Annotated in this window: 20 protein-coding genes; 16 read left to right on the top strand and 4 right to left on the bottom strand. The window is 64.5% G+C overall.

Annotated elements, in window-relative coordinates; genetic code table 11:
* Positions 1-56: 56 nt before the first annotated feature.
* The 12 genes from IQ16_RS13210 (at position 57) to IQ16_RS13155 (ending at position 10627) form a co-directional block, all read left to right on the top strand.
* A complete protein-coding gene (locus tag IQ16_RS13210; protein WP_051123041.1) occupies positions 57-1010 on the top strand; it encodes a carbohydrate ABC transporter permease in 954 nt (317 codons plus the stop codon).
* Complete coding sequence (locus IQ16_RS13205) at positions 1003-1929, top strand: carbohydrate ABC transporter permease (RefSeq protein ID WP_018645717.1); 927 nt, start codon at positions 1003-1005, stop codon at positions 1927-1929. The genes IQ16_RS13210 and IQ16_RS13205 overlap by 8 nt, the downstream gene beginning before the upstream one ends.
* Before the next feature lie 66 nt (positions 1930-1995).
* Positions 1996-2982 carry a D-erythronate dehydrogenase gene (gene denD, locus IQ16_RS13200; protein WP_018645718.1) on the top strand — a complete coding sequence of 329 codons (987 nt, stop codon included), beginning with the start codon at positions 1996-1998 and terminating at the stop codon, positions 2980-2982.
* A gap of 29 nt (positions 2983-3011) precedes the next feature.
* Positions 3012-3980, top strand: coding sequence for a sugar kinase (locus IQ16_RS13195; RefSeq protein WP_026312422.1), 969 nt, complete (start codon positions 3012-3014; stop codon positions 3978-3980).
* An 18-nt stretch (positions 3981-3998) separates the two neighbouring features.
* A complete protein-coding gene (gene eda, locus IQ16_RS13190) occupies positions 3999-4649 on the top strand; it encodes a bifunctional 4-hydroxy-2-oxoglutarate aldolase/2-dehydro-3-deoxy-phosphogluconate aldolase (protein WP_018645720.1) in 651 nt (216 codons plus the stop codon).
* Between the two features lie 60 nt (positions 4650-4709).
* Positions 4710-5879 carry an acetyl-CoA acetyltransferase gene (locus IQ16_RS13185; protein WP_018645721.1) on the top strand — a complete coding sequence of 390 codons (1170 nt, stop codon included), beginning with the start codon at positions 4710-4712 and terminating at the stop codon, positions 5877-5879.
* Between the two features lie 122 nt (positions 5880-6001).
* Complete coding sequence (locus tag IQ16_RS13180) at positions 6002-6208, top strand: hypothetical protein (RefSeq protein WP_018645722.1); 207 nt, start codon at positions 6002-6004, stop codon at positions 6206-6208.
* A 126-nt stretch (positions 6209-6334) separates the two neighbouring features.
* Entirely contained in the window at positions 6335-7534 is a 1200-nt protein-coding gene (locus tag IQ16_RS13175; protein WP_145831501.1) for a CaiB/BaiF CoA transferase family protein, read from the top strand.
* Between the two features lie 145 nt (positions 7535-7679).
* Positions 7680-8816: a thiolase family protein gene (locus IQ16_RS13170; protein ID WP_018645724.1), complete on the top strand. Its 1137-nt coding sequence runs from the start codon at positions 7680-7682 to the stop codon at positions 8814-8816.
* Positions 8813-9172, top strand: coding sequence for a Zn-ribbon domain-containing OB-fold protein (locus IQ16_RS13165; protein ID WP_018645725.1), 360 nt, complete (start codon positions 8813-8815; stop codon positions 9170-9172). Before IQ16_RS13170 ends, IQ16_RS13165 begins: the two co-directional genes overlap by 4 nt.
* A 598-nt stretch (positions 9173-9770) precedes the next feature.
* Complete coding sequence (locus IQ16_RS13160) at positions 9771-10298, top strand: carboxymuconolactone decarboxylase family protein (RefSeq protein WP_018645726.1); 528 nt, start codon at positions 9771-9773, stop codon at positions 10296-10298.
* Positions 10299-10324: 26 nt separating this feature from the next.
* Positions 10325-10627 (top strand): nucleoside triphosphate pyrophosphohydrolase family protein, encoded by a 303-nt coding sequence (locus tag IQ16_RS13155; protein WP_020608014.1) that lies wholly within the window; start codon positions 10325-10327, stop codon positions 10625-10627.
* An 8-nt stretch (positions 10628-10635) separates the two neighbouring features.
* Here the strand turns inward: IQ16_RS13155 and glsA are convergent, their stop codons facing one another.
* The 4 genes from glsA to IQ16_RS13135 all read right to left on the bottom strand — a co-directional run bounded on the left by glsA (position 10636) and on the right by IQ16_RS13135 (position 16299).
* A complete protein-coding gene (gene glsA / locus IQ16_RS13150; RefSeq protein WP_018645728.1) occupies positions 10636-12483 on the bottom strand; it encodes a glutaminase A in 1848 nt (615 codons plus the stop codon).
* Positions 12484-12504: 21 nt separating this feature from the next.
* Positions 12505-14703 (bottom strand): TRAP transporter permease, encoded by a 2199-nt coding sequence (locus IQ16_RS13145; protein ID WP_208751636.1) that lies wholly within the window; start codon positions 14701-14703, stop codon positions 12505-12507.
* A gap of 43 nt (positions 14704-14746) precedes the next feature.
* The gene (locus IQ16_RS13140) at positions 14747-15910 is read right to left on the bottom strand and encodes a TAXI family TRAP transporter solute-binding subunit (RefSeq protein ID WP_018645730.1); all 1164 of its coding nucleotides are present in this window, start codon (positions 15908-15910) and stop codon (positions 14747-14749) included.
* 167 nt (positions 15911-16077) lie between these two features.
* The gene (locus IQ16_RS13135; RefSeq protein WP_018645731.1) at positions 16078-16299 is read right to left on the bottom strand and encodes an acyl-CoA carboxylase biotin carboxyl carrier protein subunit; all 222 of its coding nucleotides are present in this window, start codon (positions 16297-16299) and stop codon (positions 16078-16080) included.
* A gap of 96 nt (positions 16300-16395) precedes the next feature.
* Here IQ16_RS13135 and IQ16_RS13130 point away from each other — a divergent pair, with 96 nt between their 5' ends.
* From IQ16_RS13130 to IQ16_RS13115, 4 genes are all read left to right on the top strand, one after another.
* Entirely contained in the window at positions 16396-17370 is a 975-nt protein-coding gene (locus IQ16_RS13130) for an IclR family transcriptional regulator (protein ID WP_026312423.1), read from the top strand.
* Complete coding sequence (locus IQ16_RS13125) at positions 17300-18856, top strand: acyl-CoA carboxylase subunit beta (RefSeq protein ID WP_145831500.1); 1557 nt, start codon at positions 17300-17302, stop codon at positions 18854-18856. The genes IQ16_RS13130 and IQ16_RS13125 overlap by 71 nt, the downstream gene beginning before the upstream one ends.
* Before the next feature lie 352 nt (positions 18857-19208).
* On the top strand, positions 19209-19703 hold the full coding sequence (locus tag IQ16_RS13120) for a hypothetical protein (protein WP_026312424.1): 495 nt from the start codon (positions 19209-19211) through the stop codon (positions 19701-19703).
* A 392-nt stretch (positions 19704-20095) separates the two neighbouring features.
* The gene (locus IQ16_RS13115; protein WP_018645735.1) at positions 20096-21505 is read left to right on the top strand and encodes a TadE/TadG family type IV pilus assembly protein; all 1410 of its coding nucleotides are present in this window, start codon (positions 20096-20098) and stop codon (positions 21503-21505) included.
* The last annotated feature ends 7 nt before the right edge of the window (positions 21506-21512 follow it).

Genomic DNA, 21512 nt, shown 5'->3' with positions numbered 1-21512 from the left:
GGGCGGGCGGCCATCCGGCCGCCCGCTCATCAACATTTCGATCAGGGATATCGGGCATGGCTGATGTCGCAATTCCCCGGGCCAAGCCTCAGTTGAGCGAGGACAACGCCTGGACCCAGCTCAAACACAATCGCAACTGGCTCGGCTTCTGGTTCATGGTGCCGGCCATGGCGTTCCTGATCTTCTTCCTGGCCTATCCGCTGGGGCTCGGAATCTGGCTGTCCTTCACGGACACCCGCATCGGCAGGGTCGGGCACTTCGTCGCGACCGAGAACTATGAGTGGCTGTGGGACGATTCCATCTTCTGGCTGTCGGTGTTCAACACGCTGCTCTACACCTTCGTCGCCAGCGCCCTCAAATTCGCGATCGGGCTTTATCTCGCGCTGCTGCTGAACGAGAACATGCCATTCAAGGCGATGTTGCGCGCGATGGTCCTGATCCCCTTCATCGTGCCGACGGTGCTCTCTGCGCTGGCGTTCTGGTGGATCTTCGACTCGCAATTCTCGATCATCTCCTGGTCGCTGAAGCACCTCGGCTTGATCAACCAGAACATCAACTTCCTCGGTGACACGACCTGGGCACGCATTTGCGTGATCTTCGCCAATATCTGGCGCGGCGTGCCGTTCGTGGCGATCACGCTGCTTGCAGGCCTGCAGACGGTGTCGCCGTCGCTCTATGAAGCAGCAACGCTCGACGGCGCCACGCGCTGGCAGAATTTCCGGTACATCACCTATCCGCTGCTGACGCCGATCATCGCTGTCGTGATGACCTTCTCGGTGCTGTTCACCTTCACCGACTTCCAGCTGATCTGGGCCATGACCCGCGGCGGCCCGGTCAACGCCACCCATCTGATGGCGACCCTGTCGTACCAGCGCGCGATCATCGCCGGGCAGCTCGGCGAAGGCGCTGCAATCTCCAGTGCGATGATCCCGTTCCTGCTTGCCGCGATCATGGTGTCCTGGTTCGGATTGCAGCGCCGGAAATGGCAGCAGGGAGAGAGCAATGACTGACCTGCCCACCAGATCCATCGATCTCAAGAATGTGCTGTCGGGCTCGGCGCCCACGGCCGATCACAGCGAGGGCATGAGCTATCTGCAGTCGGTGCCGCGCCGGTTGGTGACGCTGTATCTGCCGCTCGCGATCATCGTCATCGTCCTGCTGTTCCCGTTCTACTGGATGGCGCTGACCTCGGTGAAACCCGACGAGCAACTGCTCGATCTCGACAGGTACAATCCGTTCTGGACCTGGAATCCGACGTTCAAGCACTTCCACAAGCTGCTGTTCGAGAGCTACTACCCGCACTGGCTCTGGAACACGATGTACGTTGCCGTCTGTGCGACGGTGCTTTCGATCGTCGCATCTGTATTCGCGGCCTACGCCATCGTGCGCTTGCGCTACAAGGGCGCCAATCTCGTCGGCGGGCTGATCTTCCTCGCCTATCTGGTGCCGCCGTCGATCCTGTTCATTCCGCTCGCCACGGTCGTGTTCCAGTACGGCCTGTTCGATTCGCCGCTGGCGCTGATCCTGACCTATCCGACCATCCTGATCCCGTTCTCGACCTGGCTGTTGATGGGCTATTTCAAGACCATCCCGTTCGAGCTCGAGGAATGCGCCCTGATCGACGGGGCGAGCCGCTGGCAGATCCTGATCAAGATCGTGCTGCCGCTCGCGATCCCCGGCCTGATCTCGGCCTTCATCTTCTGCTTCACCCTGTGCTGGAACGAGTTCATCTACGCCCTGACATTCCTGCAATCGACCAGCAACAAGACGGTGCCGGTGGCGATCGTCAACGAGTTCGTTGACGGCGACATCTACCGCTGGGGCTCGCTGATGGCGGGGGCGCTGGCCGGCTCGCTGCCGCTCGTCATCCTTTACGCCTTCTTCGTGGAGCATTATGTGTCGGCGATGACCGGCGCCGTGAAGGAATGATCGCGGGGCTTGCCTGAGGGCGCGTCAGGAGCGGCGCGTTCCGGCCAATAAGAAGGAGTTAAGCTCTTGCACATTCTGGTTCTGGGCGCCGCCGGCATGGTCGGCCGCAAATTCTGTGAACGGCTGCTGCGCGACGGCCGGCTCGGCAAGAGCGACATCACCAAGCTGACCATGCATGACGTGGTCGAGCCGAAGAAGCCGGAGAAGGCCGGTTTCCCCGTCGAGACGGTGTCGGGCGATTTCGCCGTGCCGGGCGCGGCCGAGAAGCTGATCGCCGGCCGCCCTGACGCGATCTTCCATCTCGCCGCCATCGTCTCGGGCGAGGCCGAGCTCGATTTCGACAAGGGCTACCGCATCAATCTCGACGGCACGCGGATGCTGCTCGACGCCATCCGCCTCGTCGGCGGCGGCTACAAGCCGCGGGTGGTGTTCACGTCCTCGATCGCGGTGTTCGGCGCCCCGTTCCCGGATGCGATCGGCGACGAGTTCTTCCACACCCCGCTGCTCAGCTACGGCACCCAGAAGGCGATCGGTGAACTGCTCCTTGCCGACTACTCACGCCGCGGCTTTCTCGACGGCATCGGCATCCGCCTGCCGACCATCTGCATCCGGCCCGGCCTGCCCAACAAGGCGGCATCGGGCTTCTTCTCCAACATCCTGCGTGAGCCGCTGGCCGGCAAGGAAGCGGTGCTCCCGGTCTCCGAGGACGTCCGCCACTGGCACGCCACGCCGCGCTCCGCGGTCGGCTTCCTGCTCCACGCCGGCACCATGAACCTCGCCACCGTCGGTCCGCGCCGCAACCTGACCATGCCGGGCCTGTCCGCCACCGTCGGCGAGCAGATCGCCGCCTTGAAGCGGGTTGCCGGCGACAAGGTCGCCGCCCGCATCAAGCGCGAGCCCGATCCCTTCATCGTCGGCATCGTCGGCGGCTGGCCGCGCAATTTCAATGCTAAGCGCTCGCGCGAGCTCGGCTTCACCACCGCGGAGCAGACGTTCGACGATATCATCCGCATTCACATCGAAGACGAGCTTGGCGGCAACTTCGTCGCCTGAGCTATCAGATGAACAGCGTGGATATGACGATGGCGAGCGTTGCTTGCATCGGCGAATGCATGGTCGAGCTCCGGCAGGCCCAGGGTGGGCAATCTGCCGGGCAGGGCGGTGGCCTGTACTCGCGCGGCTTCGGCGGCGACACCCTCAACACAGCCGTGTATCTCGCGCGGCTCGAGGTCAAGGTCGACTATCTCACCGCGCTCGGCGACGATGCGCTCAGCGATGAGATGATCGCGGCCTGGAATGCGGAGAGCGTCGGCACGCGGCGCGTTGTGCGGCTGCCGGGCAAGCTGCCCGGCCTCTACATGATCCAGCTAGATGCCAAGGGCGAGCGCCAGTTCTTCCACTGGCGCGACAGTGCGGCGGCGCGCCAGCTGATGAGCCTGCCGGAGACCGACGAGCTGCTCAACTCGCTGATGAGCTACGACATCGTCTATCTCTCTGCGATCACGCTCTCGATCTACGATCAGGCCGGACGCGATCGCCTGTTCGCGGCGATCAAGCGCGCGCGCCTGCTCGGCACCCGCTTCGTGTTCGACACCAATTTCCGCGCCCGCGGCTGGCCCGATCGCGACGTCGCGCGCGAGGTGTTTGCCGCGGCCTTCGCGGCGGCCGACATCGTGCTGACCTCGACCGAGGACCTGCTCGCGCTCTGGCCCGGGGAAAGCCACGAGCAGCTGATGGCACGCATTCCGACGCCCGAGCTGGTGTTCCGGCTGGCCGAGCCGGTGAGCCTCTTGCGCTTCCCCGGTGGGACCCACGAGGTCCGCGCCGAGCCCATGACCAAGCCCGTGGTCGACACCACCGCCGCCGGCGACAGTTTTGCCGCGGCCTATATCGCGGCTCGCCTCGGGGGTTCCGAGCCGGTCGAGGCGGCCCAGGCCGGCCATCGTCTCGCCAGCCTCGTGATCTGCTATCCCGGCGCCATCATTCCGGGCTATGCCATGCCGCCGAAGAAGCGGCACCGGGCTGCGCCCACGCGTCAAGCGACCAAGTGAAACGAAAAGATCCCTGAGATGCCCACGACTGCCCAACAGAACCACCTCGTCGCACTGTTCAAGGCCGCGACCGTCATTCCCGTCCTGACCATCGAGCGGATCCAGGACGCCGTGCCGCTGGCGCGTGCCCTGGTTGCCGGCGGCGTCCGCACGCTGGAGGTGACCCTGCGCACCCCCGTTGCGATCGAGGCGGCGCGGGCGATGATGGCCGAGGTGCCCGAGGCGGTCGTCGGCATCGGCACGATCCTCAATCCGGCCGACTTCACCCGTGTCGAGAAGCTCGGTGTTGCGTTCGGCATCAGCCCGGGCCTGACCCCCGATCTCCTGAAGGCCGCAGCCCACAGCTCCCTGCCGTTCGCGCCGGGCATTGCCACGGCGTCCGAGCTGATGCTGGCGCTGTCCCACGGCTTCGACGTGGCAAAATTCTTCCCGGCCGAGCAGGCCGGCGGCATCAAGGGACTGCGGGCGCTCGGCGGCCCGTTCCCGAACGTGCGGTTCTGCCCCACCGGCGGGGTCGGCGAGGCCAATGCGGCGACCTGGCTTGCCGAGCCCAATGTGGTGGCGGTCGGTGGTTCCTGGCTGTGTCCGACGGCGGAGATCAGGGCCGGGAACTGGGCCGGCATAACTGCCATCTGCCAGCGCAGCCTCCAGGCCCTTAAACCTGCGTGAAGTCTTGCCATCCCTGGGCTAAGACTTAGCTCAGGTGAAAGACGCCAGGGAGAAGAGACCATGACCGCCAGCATCGTCGGATGGGCGCATACGCCGTTCGGCAAGTTCGACACCGAAACCGTCGAAAGCCTCGTCACCCGCGTTGCCAATGAGGCGCTGGCGGATGCCGGCATTTCCGCCTCCGACGTCGACGAGATCGTGCTCGGCCATTTCAACGCCGGCTTCTCGCCGCAGGATTTTACCGCTTCGCTGGTGCTCCAGGCCGACCCGAAACTGCGCTTCAAGCCCGCGACCCGCGTTGAGAACGCCTGCGCCACCGGTTCTGCCGGGGTGCACCAGGGCCTGCGCGCGATCGCCGCAGGTGCGGCCAAGATTGTGCTGGTCGTCGGCGTCGAGCAGATGACCCGCACGCCGGGGCCGGAGATCGGCAAGAACCTGCTCAAGGCCTCCTATCTGCCCGAGGACGGCGACACGGTCGGCGGCTTCGCCGGCGTGTTCGGCAAGATCGCCAGCTCCTACTTCCAGAAATACGGCGACCAGTCCGATGCGCTGGCGCTGATCGCGGCCAAGAACCACAAGAACGGCGTCGCCAATCCCTTCGCCCAGATGCGCAAGGATTTTGGCTTCGATTTCTGCCGCGCCGAGAGCGAGAAGAATCCTTTCGTCGCCGGTCCCCTGAAGCGCACCGACTGCTCGCTGGTCTCCGACGGCGCCGCGGCGCTGGTTTTGGCCGATGCCGAGACCGCCAAGGCCATGAGCAAGTCGATCGGCTTCCGCGCCACCGCGCATGCCCAGGATTTCCTGCCGATGTCCAAGCGCGACATCCTGCAGTTCGAGGGCTGCACGGTCGCCTGGCAGCGCGCGCTGGAGAAGGCGGGGGTGGCGCTCACCGATCTCTCCTTCGTCGAGACCCATGACTGCTTCACCGTCGCGGAGCTGATCGAGTACGAAGCGATGGGCCTGACGCCGAGGGGGCAGGGCGCCCGCGCCATCAAGGAAGGCTGGACGCTGAAGGACGGCAAGCTGCCGGTCAATCCGTCCGGTGGCCTCAAGGCCAAGGGCCACCCGATCGGCGCCACCGGCGTCTCCATGCATGTGATGACCGCGATGCAGCTCGCCGGCCAGGCGCCCGAGGGCATGCAGCTCAAGAACGCCAAACTCGGCGGCATCTTCAACATGGGCGGTGCGGCCGTCGCCAACTACGTTTCGGTGCTCGAGCCACTGAAATAGGCTCTCGTAGGGCGGGCAAAGGCGCGCTGGCGCCGTGCCCACCTTTTTCCTTGCGCTAGATCAAGGTGGGCACGCTTCGCTTTGCCCACCTTAACGCTCCTGATTGATTGCGGAAAAGCATCATGAGCAATGCCTACGAAGATTCACTTTCTCTCGAAGCACTGAACGATCGCATTGCGATCCTCGAGGACAATATCCGCCAGCTCATCGAGCAGGCCGCGGCGGCCTCCGGCGAGCAGAACGAGTCGCGGATCGCCGACCGCATCAACCAGCAGAATGACGAGCTCGAGCGGCTCCTGAAGATCCGGGAATCCCGCCAGAAGAAATAGCAGCCGATGTCGCCGCGCGGCGCATGCGGCCATACCCCGGCCGCCCTTGCGCGCGCGGCGTCCCTGTCTTTAGCTGGACCGAAATCGCTGGGCCGCTTCCAGAGCCCGCGCAATCGGGAGCGAACGATGGGGCCGCTGAAGGGCATCAAGGTCATCGATATGACCACCGTGCTGATGGGGCCCTACGCGACCCAGATGCTCGGCGACTATGGTGCTGACGCCATCAAGGTGGAATCGCTCGACGGCGACGTCACCCGCCTGATCGGCCCGATGCGCCATGCCGGCATGGGCCCGGTGTTCCTCAACACCAACCGCAGCAAGCGCTCGATCTGCCTCGACCTGAAGAAGCCCGCAGGGCGCGAAGCCGTTTTGCGCCTGCTGAAGGACGCCGACGTGCTCGTCTACAACGTCCGTCCGCAGGCGATGGCGCGACTGCAGCTCGGCTATGACGTCGTCTCCGAGATCAATCCGCGCCTCGTCTATGCCGGGGTGTTCGGCTTCGGCCAGGACGGGCCCTATGCCGCAAAGCCCGCCTATGACGATCTGATCCAGGGCGCGACGGCGCTTCCCGCATTGATGGCGCAGACCGGCGACGGCGTGCCGCGCTATGTGCCGAACGCGCTGGTCGACCGTATCGTCGGCCTCACCGCGGTCGGCGCCATCTGCGCCAGCCTCGTGCACCGCGACCGCACCGGGCGCGGCCAGCGTGTCGACATCCCGATGTTCGAGACCATGGCCGGCTTCGTCATGGGCGACCACATGGGCGGGCTCACCTATGAGCCGCCGCTCGACAAGGGCGGCTATGCCCGCCACCTCTCTCGCGACCGCAGGCCTTACAAGACATCGGACGGCTATCTCAGCGTCATCGTCTACAACGACAAGCAGTGGGAGAACTTCTTCAAGGCGACGGGCCGCGATGATCTGCGCGCCGATGCGAAGTTCGCCACCTTCGCAGGCCGTGCCGCCAATATCGACGTCGTCTATGCCGAGCTCGCGCGCATCTTCGAGACGCGCACCACAGCGGAATGGATCGAGCTGCTCACCAAGGCCGACGTGCCCGTGATGCCGATGCACGATCTCGCCTCGATCCTGCACGACGAGCATCTGGAAGCGACTGGCTTCTTCCCGGTCGTGACCCATCCGACCGAAGGTCCGATCCGCAGCATGAAGGTGACGGCGACCTGGTCGGAAACCGAAGCCGAGCCGGTGCGGCTCGCGCCGCGGCTCAACGAGCACGGCGCGGAGATTCTTGGAGAGATCGGCTACTCCCAGGACGAGATCGCCGCCATGGTCCGCGACGGCGTCACGCGTTCGGCGCCCGAGTAGGGGGGATGGCGATGGCTCTCTCATCCGTCATTCCGGGGCGCGACGAAGTCGCGAGCCCGGAATCCATTTATCCTCCGCACACGCCGCGCGATGGATTCCGGGCTCGGCCCTTCGGGCCGCCCCGGAATGACGAGGAGGAGAGACGATGAGCTTCATTACCGGCGTCGGCCTCACGCCCTTCGGCAAGCACGAAGGCTCGTCCTCCCTCGACCTGATGAGCAAGGCCGCGCAAGCCGCGCTCGACGATGCCGGGCTGAAGCGCGCCGAGATCGACGGCGTGCTCTGCGGCTACTCCACCGTCTCGCCCCACATCATGCTCGCCACCGTGTTCGCCGAGCATTTTGGCATTCGCCCGTCCTACGCCCACGCCGTGCAGGTCGGCGGTGCCACGGGTCTCGCGATGACGATGCTCGCGCATCATCTGGTCGAGGCCGGAGTCGCAAAGCATGTGCTGGTCGTTGCCGGCGAGAACCGCCTCACCGGGCAGAGCCGCGATGCCTCGATCCAGGCGCTGGCGCAGGTCGGTCATCCCGACTACGAGGTGCCGCTGGGCCCGACCATTCCCGCCTATTACGGCCTCGTTGCCAACAGGTACATGCACGAATACGGCGTGACCGAAGAGGACCTCGCCGAGTTCGCCGTGCTGATGCGCAGCCACGCCTGCACCCATCCCGGCGCGCAATTTCACGATCCCATCGAGGTCGCCGACGTGATGGCCTCGAAGCCGGTGGCGATGCCTTTAAAACTGCTCGACTGCTGCCCGGTGTCCGACGGCGGCGCGGCTTTCGTCATCAGCCGCGCGCGAACCGGGGAGACGGGCGTCCGCATCCGCGGCTGCGCGCAGGCTCACACACATCAGCATGTCACCGCCGCACCCGCCCTCAGCGAGCTCGGCGCCGAGATCTCCATCGCCCGTGCGAAGGAAGCTACGGGCCTTGCGATATCAGACGTGCGCTACGCCGCCATCTACGACAGTTTCACGATCACGCTCGCGATGCTGCTGGAGGATCTCGGCCTTGCCGGCCGCGGCGAAGCGGCCGCCCGCGTCCGCGCCGGCCATTTCGGCCGCGACGGCGCGATGCCGCTGAACACCCATGGCGGCCTGCTCAGCTATGGCCATTGCGGTGTCGGCGGCGCCATGGCGCATCTGGTCGAGGCGCATTTGCAGATGACGGGGCGGGCGGCGAATCGCCAGGTGCACGATGCTTCGATCGCGCTCTTGCACGGCGACGGCGGCGTGCTGTCGTCCCATGTCAGCATGTTTCTGGAGCGGGTGCGATGAGCAAGCGAATCGCCGATTGGACCAAGGGCGAAGGGGCCATCACCTACCAGGCCTGTACCTCGTGCGGTCATGTGCAGTATTTCCACCGAGCTTTCTGCGCGGCCTGCGGAGCGTCCGATCCGCCCGAGGCGCGCGCCAGCGGCAAGGGCAGGGTGTACGCGACCTCGCTGGTCTGTCGCGCCGCAACGCCCGAGACGCGCGCGCACGTGCCCTACAACATCCTGCTGGTCGATTGTGCCGAGGGCTTTCGCATGATGGCGCATGGCGACAACGGACTCGCCATCGGCGATTCGGTTGTCGCGAGCTTCAAGCCGTTCGCCGGAACGCTCGTGCCGTACTTTGCCAAGGAGAAATAGTGGGATTGGTACGCTGTAGCCCGGATGGAGCGCAGCGAAATCCGGGGTTCTCACCTTGCGGATGGACTTTCCCGGATTGCGCTGCGCTCCATCCGGGCTACACGACGAATAGTGGAATCCGTCATTCGGGGGCGGTCTGAGGGACCGAACCTGGAACGGGTATTCTGGGCCTGGCCTGTGCGAGAGCCACCCCGGAATGACGAAAACACGCTTACTACGCTTTACTCAACGCCCGTAGAACAAGATGCTGGCGATGACGAGCATCGCCGTCACCGCCAGCATATGCGCGAGCGCTCCCGAGGCCGCCCCCTTGGTGGCTTCCTTCATGCCGTTCTCTCCCTAGACTTGGGCGTGACTCATCGTTGCGCGGCGAGCGCGCAAGACGGCCAATTGTTTTTACTCGGAACACCCCTTGCGAGTATCCGCCGCGATTTGTCCCCACGCGGCGAATATCGACTGTGTCAGGGTCGATCAGCAATGCGGCGGCATTTTGACTCGATGATGTTGCTCCTGCGTCCGCTCGCAATTACAGTTTCAGGGAGCTCTCGCCGGTGGCGACAAGAAGCATCAAAAGATCAGGGAAAACTTCAGGAAAATCATGGCCCGCATTCAGTACAGCGACCCGTCCAAGGCATCCGACCGCACCCGCGAAATCCTCGACAAGAACCGCCACGCCAACATCTTCCGGATGATGGCGCACTCGCCGAGCTACTTTGAGCAGTACTGCCGTCTTGGCGGCGCGATCAGGCACAAGGGCGAGCTCGATCCGGTCGTGCGCGAGCTTGCGATCACGCGCACCGGTATCCTGTGCCAGGCTCCGTATGAGATCGTCGCGCACAAGCGCATCGGCAAGAATGTCGGTGTCACCGACGAGCAGAACGAGGCGCTCGAGAACTGGCAGGCCGCGACCTGTTTCAACGATGTGCAGCGGGCGGCACTCGCCTTCACAGACGAGATCGTGAAATTGAACAAGCCGACGGATGCGACCTTCAAGGCGATCGCGTCGAAGCTGACGCCGGCCGCACTGGTTGAATTGCAGCTCTCGGTCGGCTTCTACATCATGACGTCAAAGTTCCTGGAGACCTTTGAGATCGATCTCCAGCCCGTCACCGAAGTGGTGGGCTGATCCGACACAAGCGGCGAGGAATGCTCATGACGATCGATGAATATGCGGCCTGGGCCGCGAGCGTTGCGAAAGTCGACGAGCATCCGTCCAACGAGCGGCTGTCCTATCTCGGCCTCGGCCTTGCCGGCGAATCCGGCGAGGTCGCCGACCACATCAAGAAGCTGCTGCGCGACAACTGGCTCGATCAGGCGGGTCTCGTCGACGAGCTCGGCGACGTCATCTACTACTGGGCCTGTCTGTGCGCGGCGACCGGCCAGAAGCCGTCCGAACTGCTCGAAGCGAGCGCGGCGAAGATCAAGCGGCGGCTGAGCGAAGCCGCGAGCCGCTGAGGCACGGCTCACGTCGACGTCAAAATATCGACCTTCGCATTCGCGACGAGCAGGCGATCGGCCAGCAGCCGGGCGAGGTTGCGCATGATGCACTCGCTGGCGCGTGGATGCTGTTTGCGGAAGCGCTCGAAATCTTTCAGCGGCACTTCGAACGCCGTCGCCGCCATGTCGGCGAAGACGTCGGCCGAGCGGGTTTGCTCCAGCAGCGCCATTTCGCCGAACGCCATGCCGGCGGTCAGCGTTGCGAGCCGCACGCCGTCGGGCAGCGTGACATGCACGGCGCCGCTGCGCAGGAAGAACAGGGCGTCGGCGGGATCGCCGGTCGAGAGGATTTTTGCGCCGGACTGATAGGTCCTGACGGTGCAGATCGCGCCGAGCTCGGCCAGCTCTTCCGTGCTGAGGCCCTCGAGCAGCGGCTGTTCGGCGAGCTCGGTGGTCTCGTGAAAGTCGATCGAGCCGCCATAGCGGTACACGATCTGGTCTTCGGCCCATTCGATCGCGGTGTCGAGCAGGTAGAAGTCGCGCACGTTCTTCAGCTCCGCCGTCCATTCGCGCAAGCTGTCCCACTCCTTGGAGGCGCGCCGGACGCCTGACAGAACCACGGTGACATTCAGCGCGGCCAATTCCTCGAAGGCTTCGGCGACGAGCCGCGCGCCGGCGCGCGTGGTCGAGGTCACGCGGTGGAGGTCGAAGATCACGAATTGCGGCCGCGGCCGGCCCGCGAGCCGGCGCGAGACATAGTCGACCGCCGACAGCGACAGCGTGCCGACCAGCTCGATGATCCGCACCTCCTGCTCGTGCGCGGCGAGGATCTCGCGCTCCTGCAGCCGGCGCACGCGTCGGGACGGGCTCTTGCCGATGTCGTAGTCAGCAATAACCGCGTTGCGCGCGTCGTCGCTGCGGTTGAGCATGTGCAGATCGTAGTGCGAGGACAGCGCCTCGCAGACCTTGATGCCGCGCACGCTGTTGCCGTGCTTGTCGAGCTTTGGCGAATAGCTGCCGAGTCCGAGACGCGCGGGCAGGGCGGCCAGAATGCCGCCGCCGACGCCGCTCTTGGCGGGGATGCCGATCCGGTAGATCCATTCGCCGGCATAGTCGTACATGCCCGACGACGTCATCACCGACAGCGTGCGCGAGATCGCGTATGGCGTCATCACCTGCTCGCCGGTGACGGGGTTGACGCCGCGATTGGCGAGGATTGCCGCCATCACCGCGATGTCGCGCGCGGTGACCAGTACCGCGCATTGCCGGAAATAGACGTCGAGCACGGCGGCGACGTTGTCGGAGATCACGGCGTTGGTCTTGAGCAGATAGCCGATGGCGCGGTTGCGGTCGCCGGTCTGGCTCTCCGAGTTGTAGACCGCTTCATCCACGGCGAGATCGCGACCGGCAAAACGGCTGAGGGCGAGCCGGATCTGCTCGAAGGCCTCCGTGCCCTTGCTGTCGTAGATCAGCCCGGTGCAGGCGATCGCGCCGGCATTGACCATCGGGTTGAACGGATGGTTGTCGGAATTGAGCCGGATCGAGTTGAAGGGATCGCCCGACGGCTCGACGCCGATTGCGCTCTCGACCTTGCTCGCGCCCAGCAGGTCCAGTGCCAGCGCGAACACGAACGGCTTCGACATCGACTGGATGGTGAAGGGCACCCGGCTGTCGCCCACTTCATAGACATGCCCATCCAGTGTGGCGAGGCTGATGCCGAAATAGGCAGGATCGGCCTTGCCGAGTTCGGGAATGTAATCGGCCACATGGCCTGACGTTTCGGCCGAGAATTCGCTGAGACAATTGTCCAGAAACCGCAGCAAAGGCGGCTTCGAACGGGTCCAGGCGGTGGCGAGAGGCGATTGCGGTTTCATCGCCTCTCTTGTGCAACGCAATCAGGGTACGCGCAACCCGTTCGGCAGGGCCGACTGCCGCCGCACCAGCAACAGCGCGATCACAATCGTGGGCGCGAGGATGGCAAGGCCGAGCAGCGTCACCTGCATCTGCGACAACGGCATGATGCCGCCGCCCGGGGTTGCTACCACGAAGCCGCCGATCACCAGCAGCACGCGGATCGGCCATTCCAGCATCCCGGCGCCGCGCAAGTCCCCGACGAAGGACTGGTAGCCCTGGATGCCGCCGCAGATGAAGAGAATGCCGAAACAGGCAAGTCCCGTCAGCCCGAACGCCTCCAGATACGGATTCGGGCCCTGGAGCAGCAGCGCCGGATTGAGCACGAAGAAGAACGGAATGAAGTAGATGATGCTTCCGACCCACATGCTCTCCCAGCCCGTCTTCATCGCGGGCGCGCCGGCGATACCGGCCGCCGCGAAGGAGGCGATTGCCACCGGCGGGGTGATCGAAGACAGCATGCCCCAGTAGAAGATGAACATGTGCACGGCCATCTTGTTGAGCCCGAGCTTCTCCAGCGCGGGCGCGACCAGGATGGCGAGGAAGATGTAGCAGGAGGTCGTGGTCAACCCGAGCCCGAGGATCAGGCTGGTGATGGCGCACATGATCAGCAGCAGGAAGGCGTCGCCGCCGGCAATGCTGAGCAGGTCGTTGGCGAGGCTCGAGATCACGCCGGTGAGCGAGAAGGCGCCGATCAGGAGCCCGCAGCCGGCGAGGATCGCGATCAGCTCGACGAAGGTCTTGCCGTTGAGCTCGAGGAATTGCAGCCAGCGCGCGCCGCCCCAGTTCTTGCCGGGGAAGAATTCGTTCAGCGCCGCCAAAAGGCACATGCCCCACAGTGCAGCGTTGAGCACGCCGAACCAGAACATCGCAGCCGTCGCCGCGATCGAGCCGGCGAGGACGAGCGTGTTGCCGAGCTTCCAGCGCGCCGGACCCGACCATTGGTGCAGGATCACCAGCAGCACGGAGGCATAGAACGGCGCATGGCTCTCGCGCTTGAAGTAGAGCAGCATCACCACGAGCACGACGATCACGAAGAGATAGTACCAGCCGTCCTTGAAGGCGTCCCAAAACCGCGGCAGCTCGGCGCGCGGCAGGCCCTTCAGCTTGTGCCGGGCGGCATAGGCGTCGACCTGCGCGAACAGGCCGACATAGTAGAGGATCGAGGGAATGGTCGCGGCCAGCGCGACGTCGGCATAGCCCGTGTTCATGAACTGCGCCATCACGAACGCGGTGGCGCCCAGCACGGGCGGGGCCAGCACCGCGCCGGTCGAGGCGCAGGCCTCGATCGCGCCGGAATAGGACGGCGTGAAGCCGGTCTTCTTCATCGCCGGGATCGTCATCGTGCCGGCGGTCAGCACGTTGGAGACGATGCTGCCGCCGACGGTGCCGAGCAGGCCGGAGGCGAACACGCAGACTTTCGCCGCGCCGCCGCGGAAGGTGCCGCACATCGCAAAGGCGATGTTGATGAAGAACTTTCCCGCACCCGTCATCATCAGCGCGGTGCCGAACACCAGGAATCCGATCACGGTGTCGGCGAAAGCCTGAATGGGAATCCCGAGCAGGCTCTCGCCGGAGAGCATGTGATAGGAGGTGGTCTGCTGCAGCGTCGATTGCGTGCCGCGGAACGGCCCGAGCCAGCTCGAATCCGCGAACAGCGGATAGAGCGTGAAGGGCAGCACGCTGAGCAGCAGGCTCCAGCCGCCGGTGCGGCGCAATGCTTCCATCAGCACGAACCACATCACGAGCCCGGGGGCGATCACGTTGGCGGGCGCGCCGTCGAACTCCCAGCCGAGCTGCGCCGCCTTGCGGATGTTGAGCATGAGCCAGATCGCCGAGCCGAAGGTGGCCGCGAACAGCAGAAGGTCGTACCAGGGGATGCGGTCGAGCGGCGCCTTCTCCGATCCCGGGAAGATCAGGAAGGTGAACGGCAGCATCAACGCGATCAGCAGATAGAAATATTCGGTGTTGAGCTGGGTGTAGTCGATGAAGAACCGCAGCGAGAATTGCTGGTTCACACACAACAGAATGGTCGCCGCCGTGGCCGCCATCAGCACCCAGCGCCACGCGCCCTTCAGCGTGCGGACGCGCGTGACTTCGGCCTCCTGCAGATCGGCGGCGGCGCCGAGATGCGGATCCTCGAACTCAATTTTCTTCGCCGGCGCTGCCGCAGTCTCTGACATCGGCGCTCTCCTCAAAACGATCTGCGGCAGGCAGGTCTAACGATCAGTCGAACCCGTTCGGCATGTCGGCCTTGGCCAGCGCCGCGGCGCGCGCCTTCATCCAGCCATCCAGGAAAGCCTTCTCGTCCGAGGGCGGATTGGACTTGCCGTAGTCTGTCCAGGCGGCAGCTAACACCTCCTGCCGCTTGAACAGCTTGTTGTTGTGCGCGTCCTGCGCGTCAGACCATTGCCCGGCTTCCTTCATCGCCTTCACCGCGCCGGGATGCAGCGGCACCACCCAGTTCTTGGTCTGGCGGTCGGCGGCAAGGCCGCCGGCGCCGGGGGCGGAGTCCTTGTAGGCGTCGTAATTGACGATCATCGCCTTGGTGATGGCGTAGACCTGGTCGGCGGGTTGCGAGGCGTAGGCGACGAAGATCGGGTACGGGTAGTTGCCGAGCTCGACCGGCTTGTCCGGCGAGATGCCGGCGCCGCAGGTCGCGACCTGCGGAAAGAAGAACGAGCCGACCTTCTGCATCCGCGCCCAGCCCTCCTTGTCCTTGGCGGGCAGCGGCGGCCAGATCAGGCCGCGCGGCGAGGTCTCGGCTTCCTTGGCGGGGCCGGTGATGGTGGTGCCGAAGGCGGCATCGACGTCGTTGTTGATCAGCCCTTTCCACATCGCGCCGTAGCTTGCGAACTCGACCGCCTTGACGTCCTTCTGCGTCAGGCCGGCGAAGGCGAGCACGGCGAGCGAGTTCTGGTTCAGCGCGGGCGAGCCGACCACGAAGCCGACGCGCTTGCCTTTCAAGTCTTTCAGTTCTTTCACACCGGTGTCGGCAGCGACGCCAAGCGAACCGCAATTGCAATCGACCGTGGAGAGCAGGATCTGGAGCGGCTGCGGTCCCCATTCCTTGGCGCCGAACTCGAACACGCCTTCTTGCGCGAAATAGGTGCCCGATCCCATCGCCGCGGAGGCCGCGCGCTTGGCGCGTAGCGGCGCGAGGCGGGCGACGTCGTTGCCGGCCGGCAGCACGCGCACGTCGGTGCTGTACTTGTCCTTCATCATCTTGCCGACGCCGACCGCGATGTTGAAGCCGGCGGTGCCGGTGTCATAGGCAGTGAACGTCAATGTCGCCGGCAGCTTGGTATCTTCGGCGAATGCATAGCGTGTAGACGCAAAAGAAAGGCCCCCCACCAGGGCAGGCGCGAGCATGAGCAGCCCACGAAACATGTTTTCCCTCCAATGATCCGCGCTTTGCCGCGAGGATTTTCTTTCTTTGTTTGAAACAAGGTTTTGTTTGAATCGGATCATGTCATTCGCATCAGGCGATGGCAACGCCGTACCGCGCATGCAGGAATGTGACTGACAGATTGTCGCGGAAGCCTGGGATAATGCAGTCAGTTCGCGACGATCGCGATCGCCTGTCCCTCGGCGACGAGATCGTCGAGCTTCACCAGAAGCGATGTGATCGTTCCGCTCGCGGGCGAAGGCACCGGGATCTCCATCTTCATCGCTTCGACGACCACAACGTCGTCACCATCCGCGACGGTTCCTCCAACCTGCACGGGAGTTGCGCAGATGCGACCGGCGACCTCCGTGACGATCTTAATTTCTGGCATGCCATCGCCTTTTTGTTGTCGTCGCAAAATGCCTGAGGTAGCGTCGTCTGCAAGTGGAATTTAATTCCGCAGAGCGGAACAAACAAAGTAGGGAACATGGGACGACGATCGGAGCGGTTGAGTAGGCAAGGTGCGCTCGCTGGCGAAGCCGGTGAGGGTGATGTCATCCAGGTGGTGTCGCGCGCGTTCGATGTGTTGCGATGCTTCGAGGGCCACGAGGCGCGGCTCGGCAATCTCGAGATTTCAAATCGCTGCGGCCTGCCGCGCTCGACGGTGTCGCGGCTCACGCACACGCTGACGCGCATGGGCCAGCTCGTCTATCTGCCGCGCGATCAGAAATATCGCATCGGCCCGAGCGCGGTGGCGATGAGCGCCTCGATGATGAAGGGCGCGCAGCTGCGCAGCATGATCCGCCAGCGGCTGCAGGAAGTCGCCGAGCAGCTGCCGGGCACGGTCGGCTTCGTCGTGCCGGACCGCTTCCATCTCGTCTATCTCCAGTTCGCGCGCTCGGCTTCCGCGCTCGGCCTGCATGAGGGCACCGGCAGCCGCATCTCGATGGCCTCGACCGCTGCGGGCGCGGCCTACACTGCGGCGCTGTCGCCGGAAGTCGGCGATGCCTTCATCGCAGAGATGGAGCGCGAAGCGCCCGAGGCTGCGAAAATCCTCAAGCCTCGTATCGAGGCTCACCGGCAGTCGCTGCGCGAGCGCGGCTATGTCGTGGCCTGCGGCCTGTGGAGCCCGCACATCAACGGCCTCGCTGTGCCGATCTGGTCGCCGCAATATCAGACCTTCGTCGTCATCACGATCGGCCTTCTCTCGGCGATGTATGACGAGCAGCGTCTGCATGACGAGGTCGCTCCGCTCATGCTCGCGCTCGGCCGTTCGCTCGGGAGCCTGATGGAGGGCGCGGAAGGCGACGTCTTCCCCAACCGCATCTCGCGCAAACCGGTCGCAATGGCCGTGCACAACAATAACAAGCCGATCAATTCGGAGGGAGTGAATGAACTGGAAGCCGGAACTCGACGAGCTCGCCCGGCGCGAAGCCTTCGCGCGGGAGATGGGCGGCGTTGACAAGGTCAAGCGACAGCATGACCAGGGCCGGCTGACTGTTCGGGAGCGTATCGACAAGCTGATCGACAAGGGCAGCTTTCACGAGATCGGTGCCGTCTCCGGCATCGGTGAGTACGATACCAGCGGCGATCTGAAGAAACTGACGCCGGCGAACTGCGTGTTTGGCCGCGCGCGCGTCGACGGCCGAACCGTCGTCGTGGTCGGCGACGATTTCACCGTGCGCGGCGGCTCGGCCGATGCGTCGATCTCCGCCAAGCCGCTGATGGCGGAGGAGATGGCGCACGACTTCCGCCTGCCCATCGTCCGCATCATCGAAGGCTCCGGCGGCGGCGGCTCGGTCAAGACCATCGAGACCAAGGGCGCGGCGAATCTGCCGGGCGGCATCGGCGGCACGCGCTGGTACCGCTTCACGACGGAGAACCTGTCGCGCGTGCCCGTGGTCGCGCTCGGCCTCGGCTCGGTCGCAGGCCTTGGCGCGGCGCGTCTTGCCGCCAGTCACTATTCCATCATGACGCGGAAGTCCGCGATGTTCGTCGCGGGCCCGCCGGTGGTGAAGGCGCTCGGGCAGGATCTCTCGAAGGAGGAGCTCGGCGGCGCCGAGATCCAGACCCGCGCCGGCGCGGTCGATCATGCGGTCGACACCGAAGAGGAGGCGTTCGCCTGCGCGCGCCGGTTCCTCTCTTACCTGCCGTCGTCGGTCTACGAGCTGCCGCCGACCTTGCCCTGCGCGGACAGTCCCGAGCGCGGCGACGAAGCGCTGATGAACGCGGTGCCGCGCAACCGCAAGCAGGTCTACAAGATGCGCCCGATCGAGTCGGTCGTGGACAAGGGCTCGTTCTTCGAGGTCGCGAAGAACTTCGGCAAGCCGATCATTGTCGGTCTTGCGCGGCTCGAGGGCCGGGCTGTGCTGGTGCTCGCCAGCGACAGTTTTCATTATGGCGGCTCCTGGACGGCGGATGCCTGCCAGAAGGTGGTGCGCTGGGTCGACTTCGCCGAGACCTTCCATCTGCCGGTCGTCTATCTCATGGACTGCCCCGGCTTCATGATCGGCCTCGATGCCGAGAAGGCGGCGACCATCCGTCACGGCGTCCGCGCCATGGCCGCGGTCAACCAGACCACCGTGCCCTGGTGCACCGTGATCCTGCGCAACGCCTTCGGTGTTGCCGGTGTCGTGCATCAGCCGGCCGACCGCTTCTCGATCCGCTACGCCTGGCCGTCGGCCTATTGGGGCTCGCTGCCGCTCGAGGGCGGCATTGAAGCGGCCTACCGCGCCGACATCGATGCGGCTGAGGACAAGGGCGCGAAACTGAAGGAGATCGAGGAGCGGCTGAACAAGCTGCGCTCGCCGTTCCGCTCGGCCGAGAAATTCTGGGTCGAGGAGATCATCGACCCCCGGAAGACGCGCTCGCTGCTCTGCGAGTTCGCGCGGCTGGCCGAACCGCTGCGCAAGGCCGGCCCGCCGGAGAATATGACGATCAGGCCGTGAGGCCCGGCTGTCACTCACGCTCGTGTCCCGGACGCGCTGCAGCGTGAAACGCTGCTGCGCAGAGCCGGGATCCAGAAGGCCACGCAATCATTCAGCGACATGGGCCCCGGCTCTGCAGCGCACCGCACCGGACGATGCTTTGCATCGCCGGGGCGCTGCGCTGCGTCCGGGGCACGCGAGCGTGGTTTGGGGCATGCCCGCCTCAACATCGTCATAGCGAACGTGCCAGGCGGCAATCCCCCTGCGCGGCAACGTTCGGGCAATCTCCGCAACATTTGTAAACATCTTCGCCAACATCTCGCGGCTGTTCACGCTTAGGACGCGCGCGGATTTTACGGATCAGGATTGGCAGATGCTATTGAAGTCCATGGCCGGGCGTATCGGTGTCGGCGTGGTTTGTCTTGTTCTCGTCGGCGCGAGCCCGTTGCAGGCAGAGCAGGTGTTCGACAGCCTGGCCGGCGCATGGTCGGGCACCGGCACCATGAAGCCGTCGGACGGCCCGCGTGAAAAGGTTCGCTGCAAGGTGGCGTACAACGTCACGCGGCCCGGACGGTCGCTGACACTGGACCTGCGCTGCGCGAGCGATGCGTACAAGATGGCGCTGTCCGCCAACATCGAGCAGAGCGGGACGGAGCTTTCGGGAAACTGGTTCGAAAGCGAGTACCGCCAGGGCGGCAAGGTCTACGGCACGAACAGGGATGGCCTGATCGAGGCCCGGATTGAAGGAAACACGGTGGCCGCGCTGGTGACGATCCAGACCAAGGCCACGCATCAGTCCTTCCTGATGGAAGCTCCGGGCTCCTGGATGTCGGAGGTCGCAATCGAATTGAACAAGGAAGCGAAGTGACCTCGATCTCCGCCTGCGCGGAGGCGCCTCGCGTTTCGGCACGCAATCAATTGGGGCACGTCCGGCGTCCCCATACCGCCATGTCCTTGATGCGCGCCTCGAAGCCGCCCGGCGACCGCGGGGGGCCGCTCGTATTACGCGTCCCTGCACCCCATCGCTGCAATCTCCGGGAACCTGTTTAATTGGCGTTAATGATGCCCTCTCAATAAGACACATCTCAATTTGTTGCGGTCCATGTTTATGGATTGCCCGTAAGCGTTGATTAAGAAGCCCATCCTCATAGTCCGCCCGTGATCAGGCGAGGAATGGGCTGAAAACCCCTCAATCCGCCCCAATCACACCAGTTCAGGGATGTGTCGCTGCCGCAACGACGGCAATCAGGGTTCAGGGCAATGCTCCGCCGCGCAGTGCTTCGTTTCGCCAGAGACCGGAAGGCCAATGTCGCCATCATCTTCGCGCTGATGATGGTTCCGATCATCTTTCTCCTGGGCATGACGCTGGATTACACGCTGGCCTTGCGCAAGCGCGAGCAATTGAACGCGGCCGCCGACGCGGCTGCGATCGCCGCCGTGCGGCCGGCGATGCTGACTCAAAGCGACGCCACGGTCGTCAAGGCGACCGCAGCAGCCGTGTTCGCAGCGAAGGCCAATCTTTCCGGTCTGGCGGCGGTGCCGACGCCGACCATCACGGTCACCGATTCCGGGCTCTCGCGCAGCATCACGGTGTCCTACACGGCGGGCTCGGTCAACAATTTCCCCGGCGTGCTCGGCAAGCAGACCTGGCAAATCGGCGGTTCGGCGACGGCAAAGGCGTCCAGCGCGCCCAACATGAATTTCTATCTGCTGATGGACGACTCGCCGTCCATGGGCATCGGCGCGACCACGACCGACATCAGCAACCTCATCAAGTACACCGCCCCCGCGTACCAGACAGCGGCGGCCTCGCAGAACTGCGGCTTCGCCTGTCATCAGACCAATATCGCTCACGACGGCGGGACCAAGGATAACCTCGCGATCGCACGATCCAACAATATCAAGTTGCGGATCGATCTCGTGACGAGTGCCGTCAACCAGTTGCTCAATACGTGGTCGAACTGCCCGCAGTCGGGCATTTCGGGCGGCGTCATGCAGTGCATGGCGGCCTTGAACAACACCACCTACAAAGCGGCGCTCTATACGTTCGACCTGACTTTGAACGAACTGGCCAAGCTGACCACCCCGAGCCTCGCCGGAGGCCAGGTCAACAACATCTCGCTGATGCCGGTCGCCTACCAGAACTGCGTCGTTCCGACGACCAACTGCAAGACCGACAACGGCACGGATATCGCCGGCGCGCTCAAAAGCATCAACGACATCATGCCCACGCCCGGGCTTGGCAGCAACGCGTCGGGAGATACGCCGCAGGAAGTGGTGTTCCTTGTCACCGACGGCGTCGAAGACAAGATCTCCGCGACTTGCCCCAACGCGAGCTTCGCCTCCAACAGTCGATGCCAGCAGCCGCTCGACACGACGATGTGCACGACCATCAAGAACCGGGGCATCAAGATCGCCGTCCTCTACACCGAGTATCTGCAGCTCATCGCCAATTCCGCCACCGGTATCCAGAAAACGGATAACTGGTACATGACCTGGATCGACAAGTACGACCAGCCTACTTCCTCAACCGGCAAGATTGCGCAAAACCTCCAGGCATGCGCCTCGCCTGGTTTCTATAAAAGTGTTCAGACCGGCGGCGATATTTCCGCGGCCTTGACGGACCTGTTCATCAAGGTCGCGTCCAGCACGGCCAGCCTGGTGCAGTAGAGAAACG

The organism is Bradyrhizobium huanghuaihaiense (assembly GCF_007830635.1).
In the GTDB taxonomy this organism is placed as follows: domain Bacteria; phylum Pseudomonadota; class Alphaproteobacteria; order Rhizobiales; family Xanthobacteraceae; genus Bradyrhizobium; species Bradyrhizobium huanghuaihaiense.
This window is presented reverse-complemented; position numbering and strand designations above follow the sequence as displayed.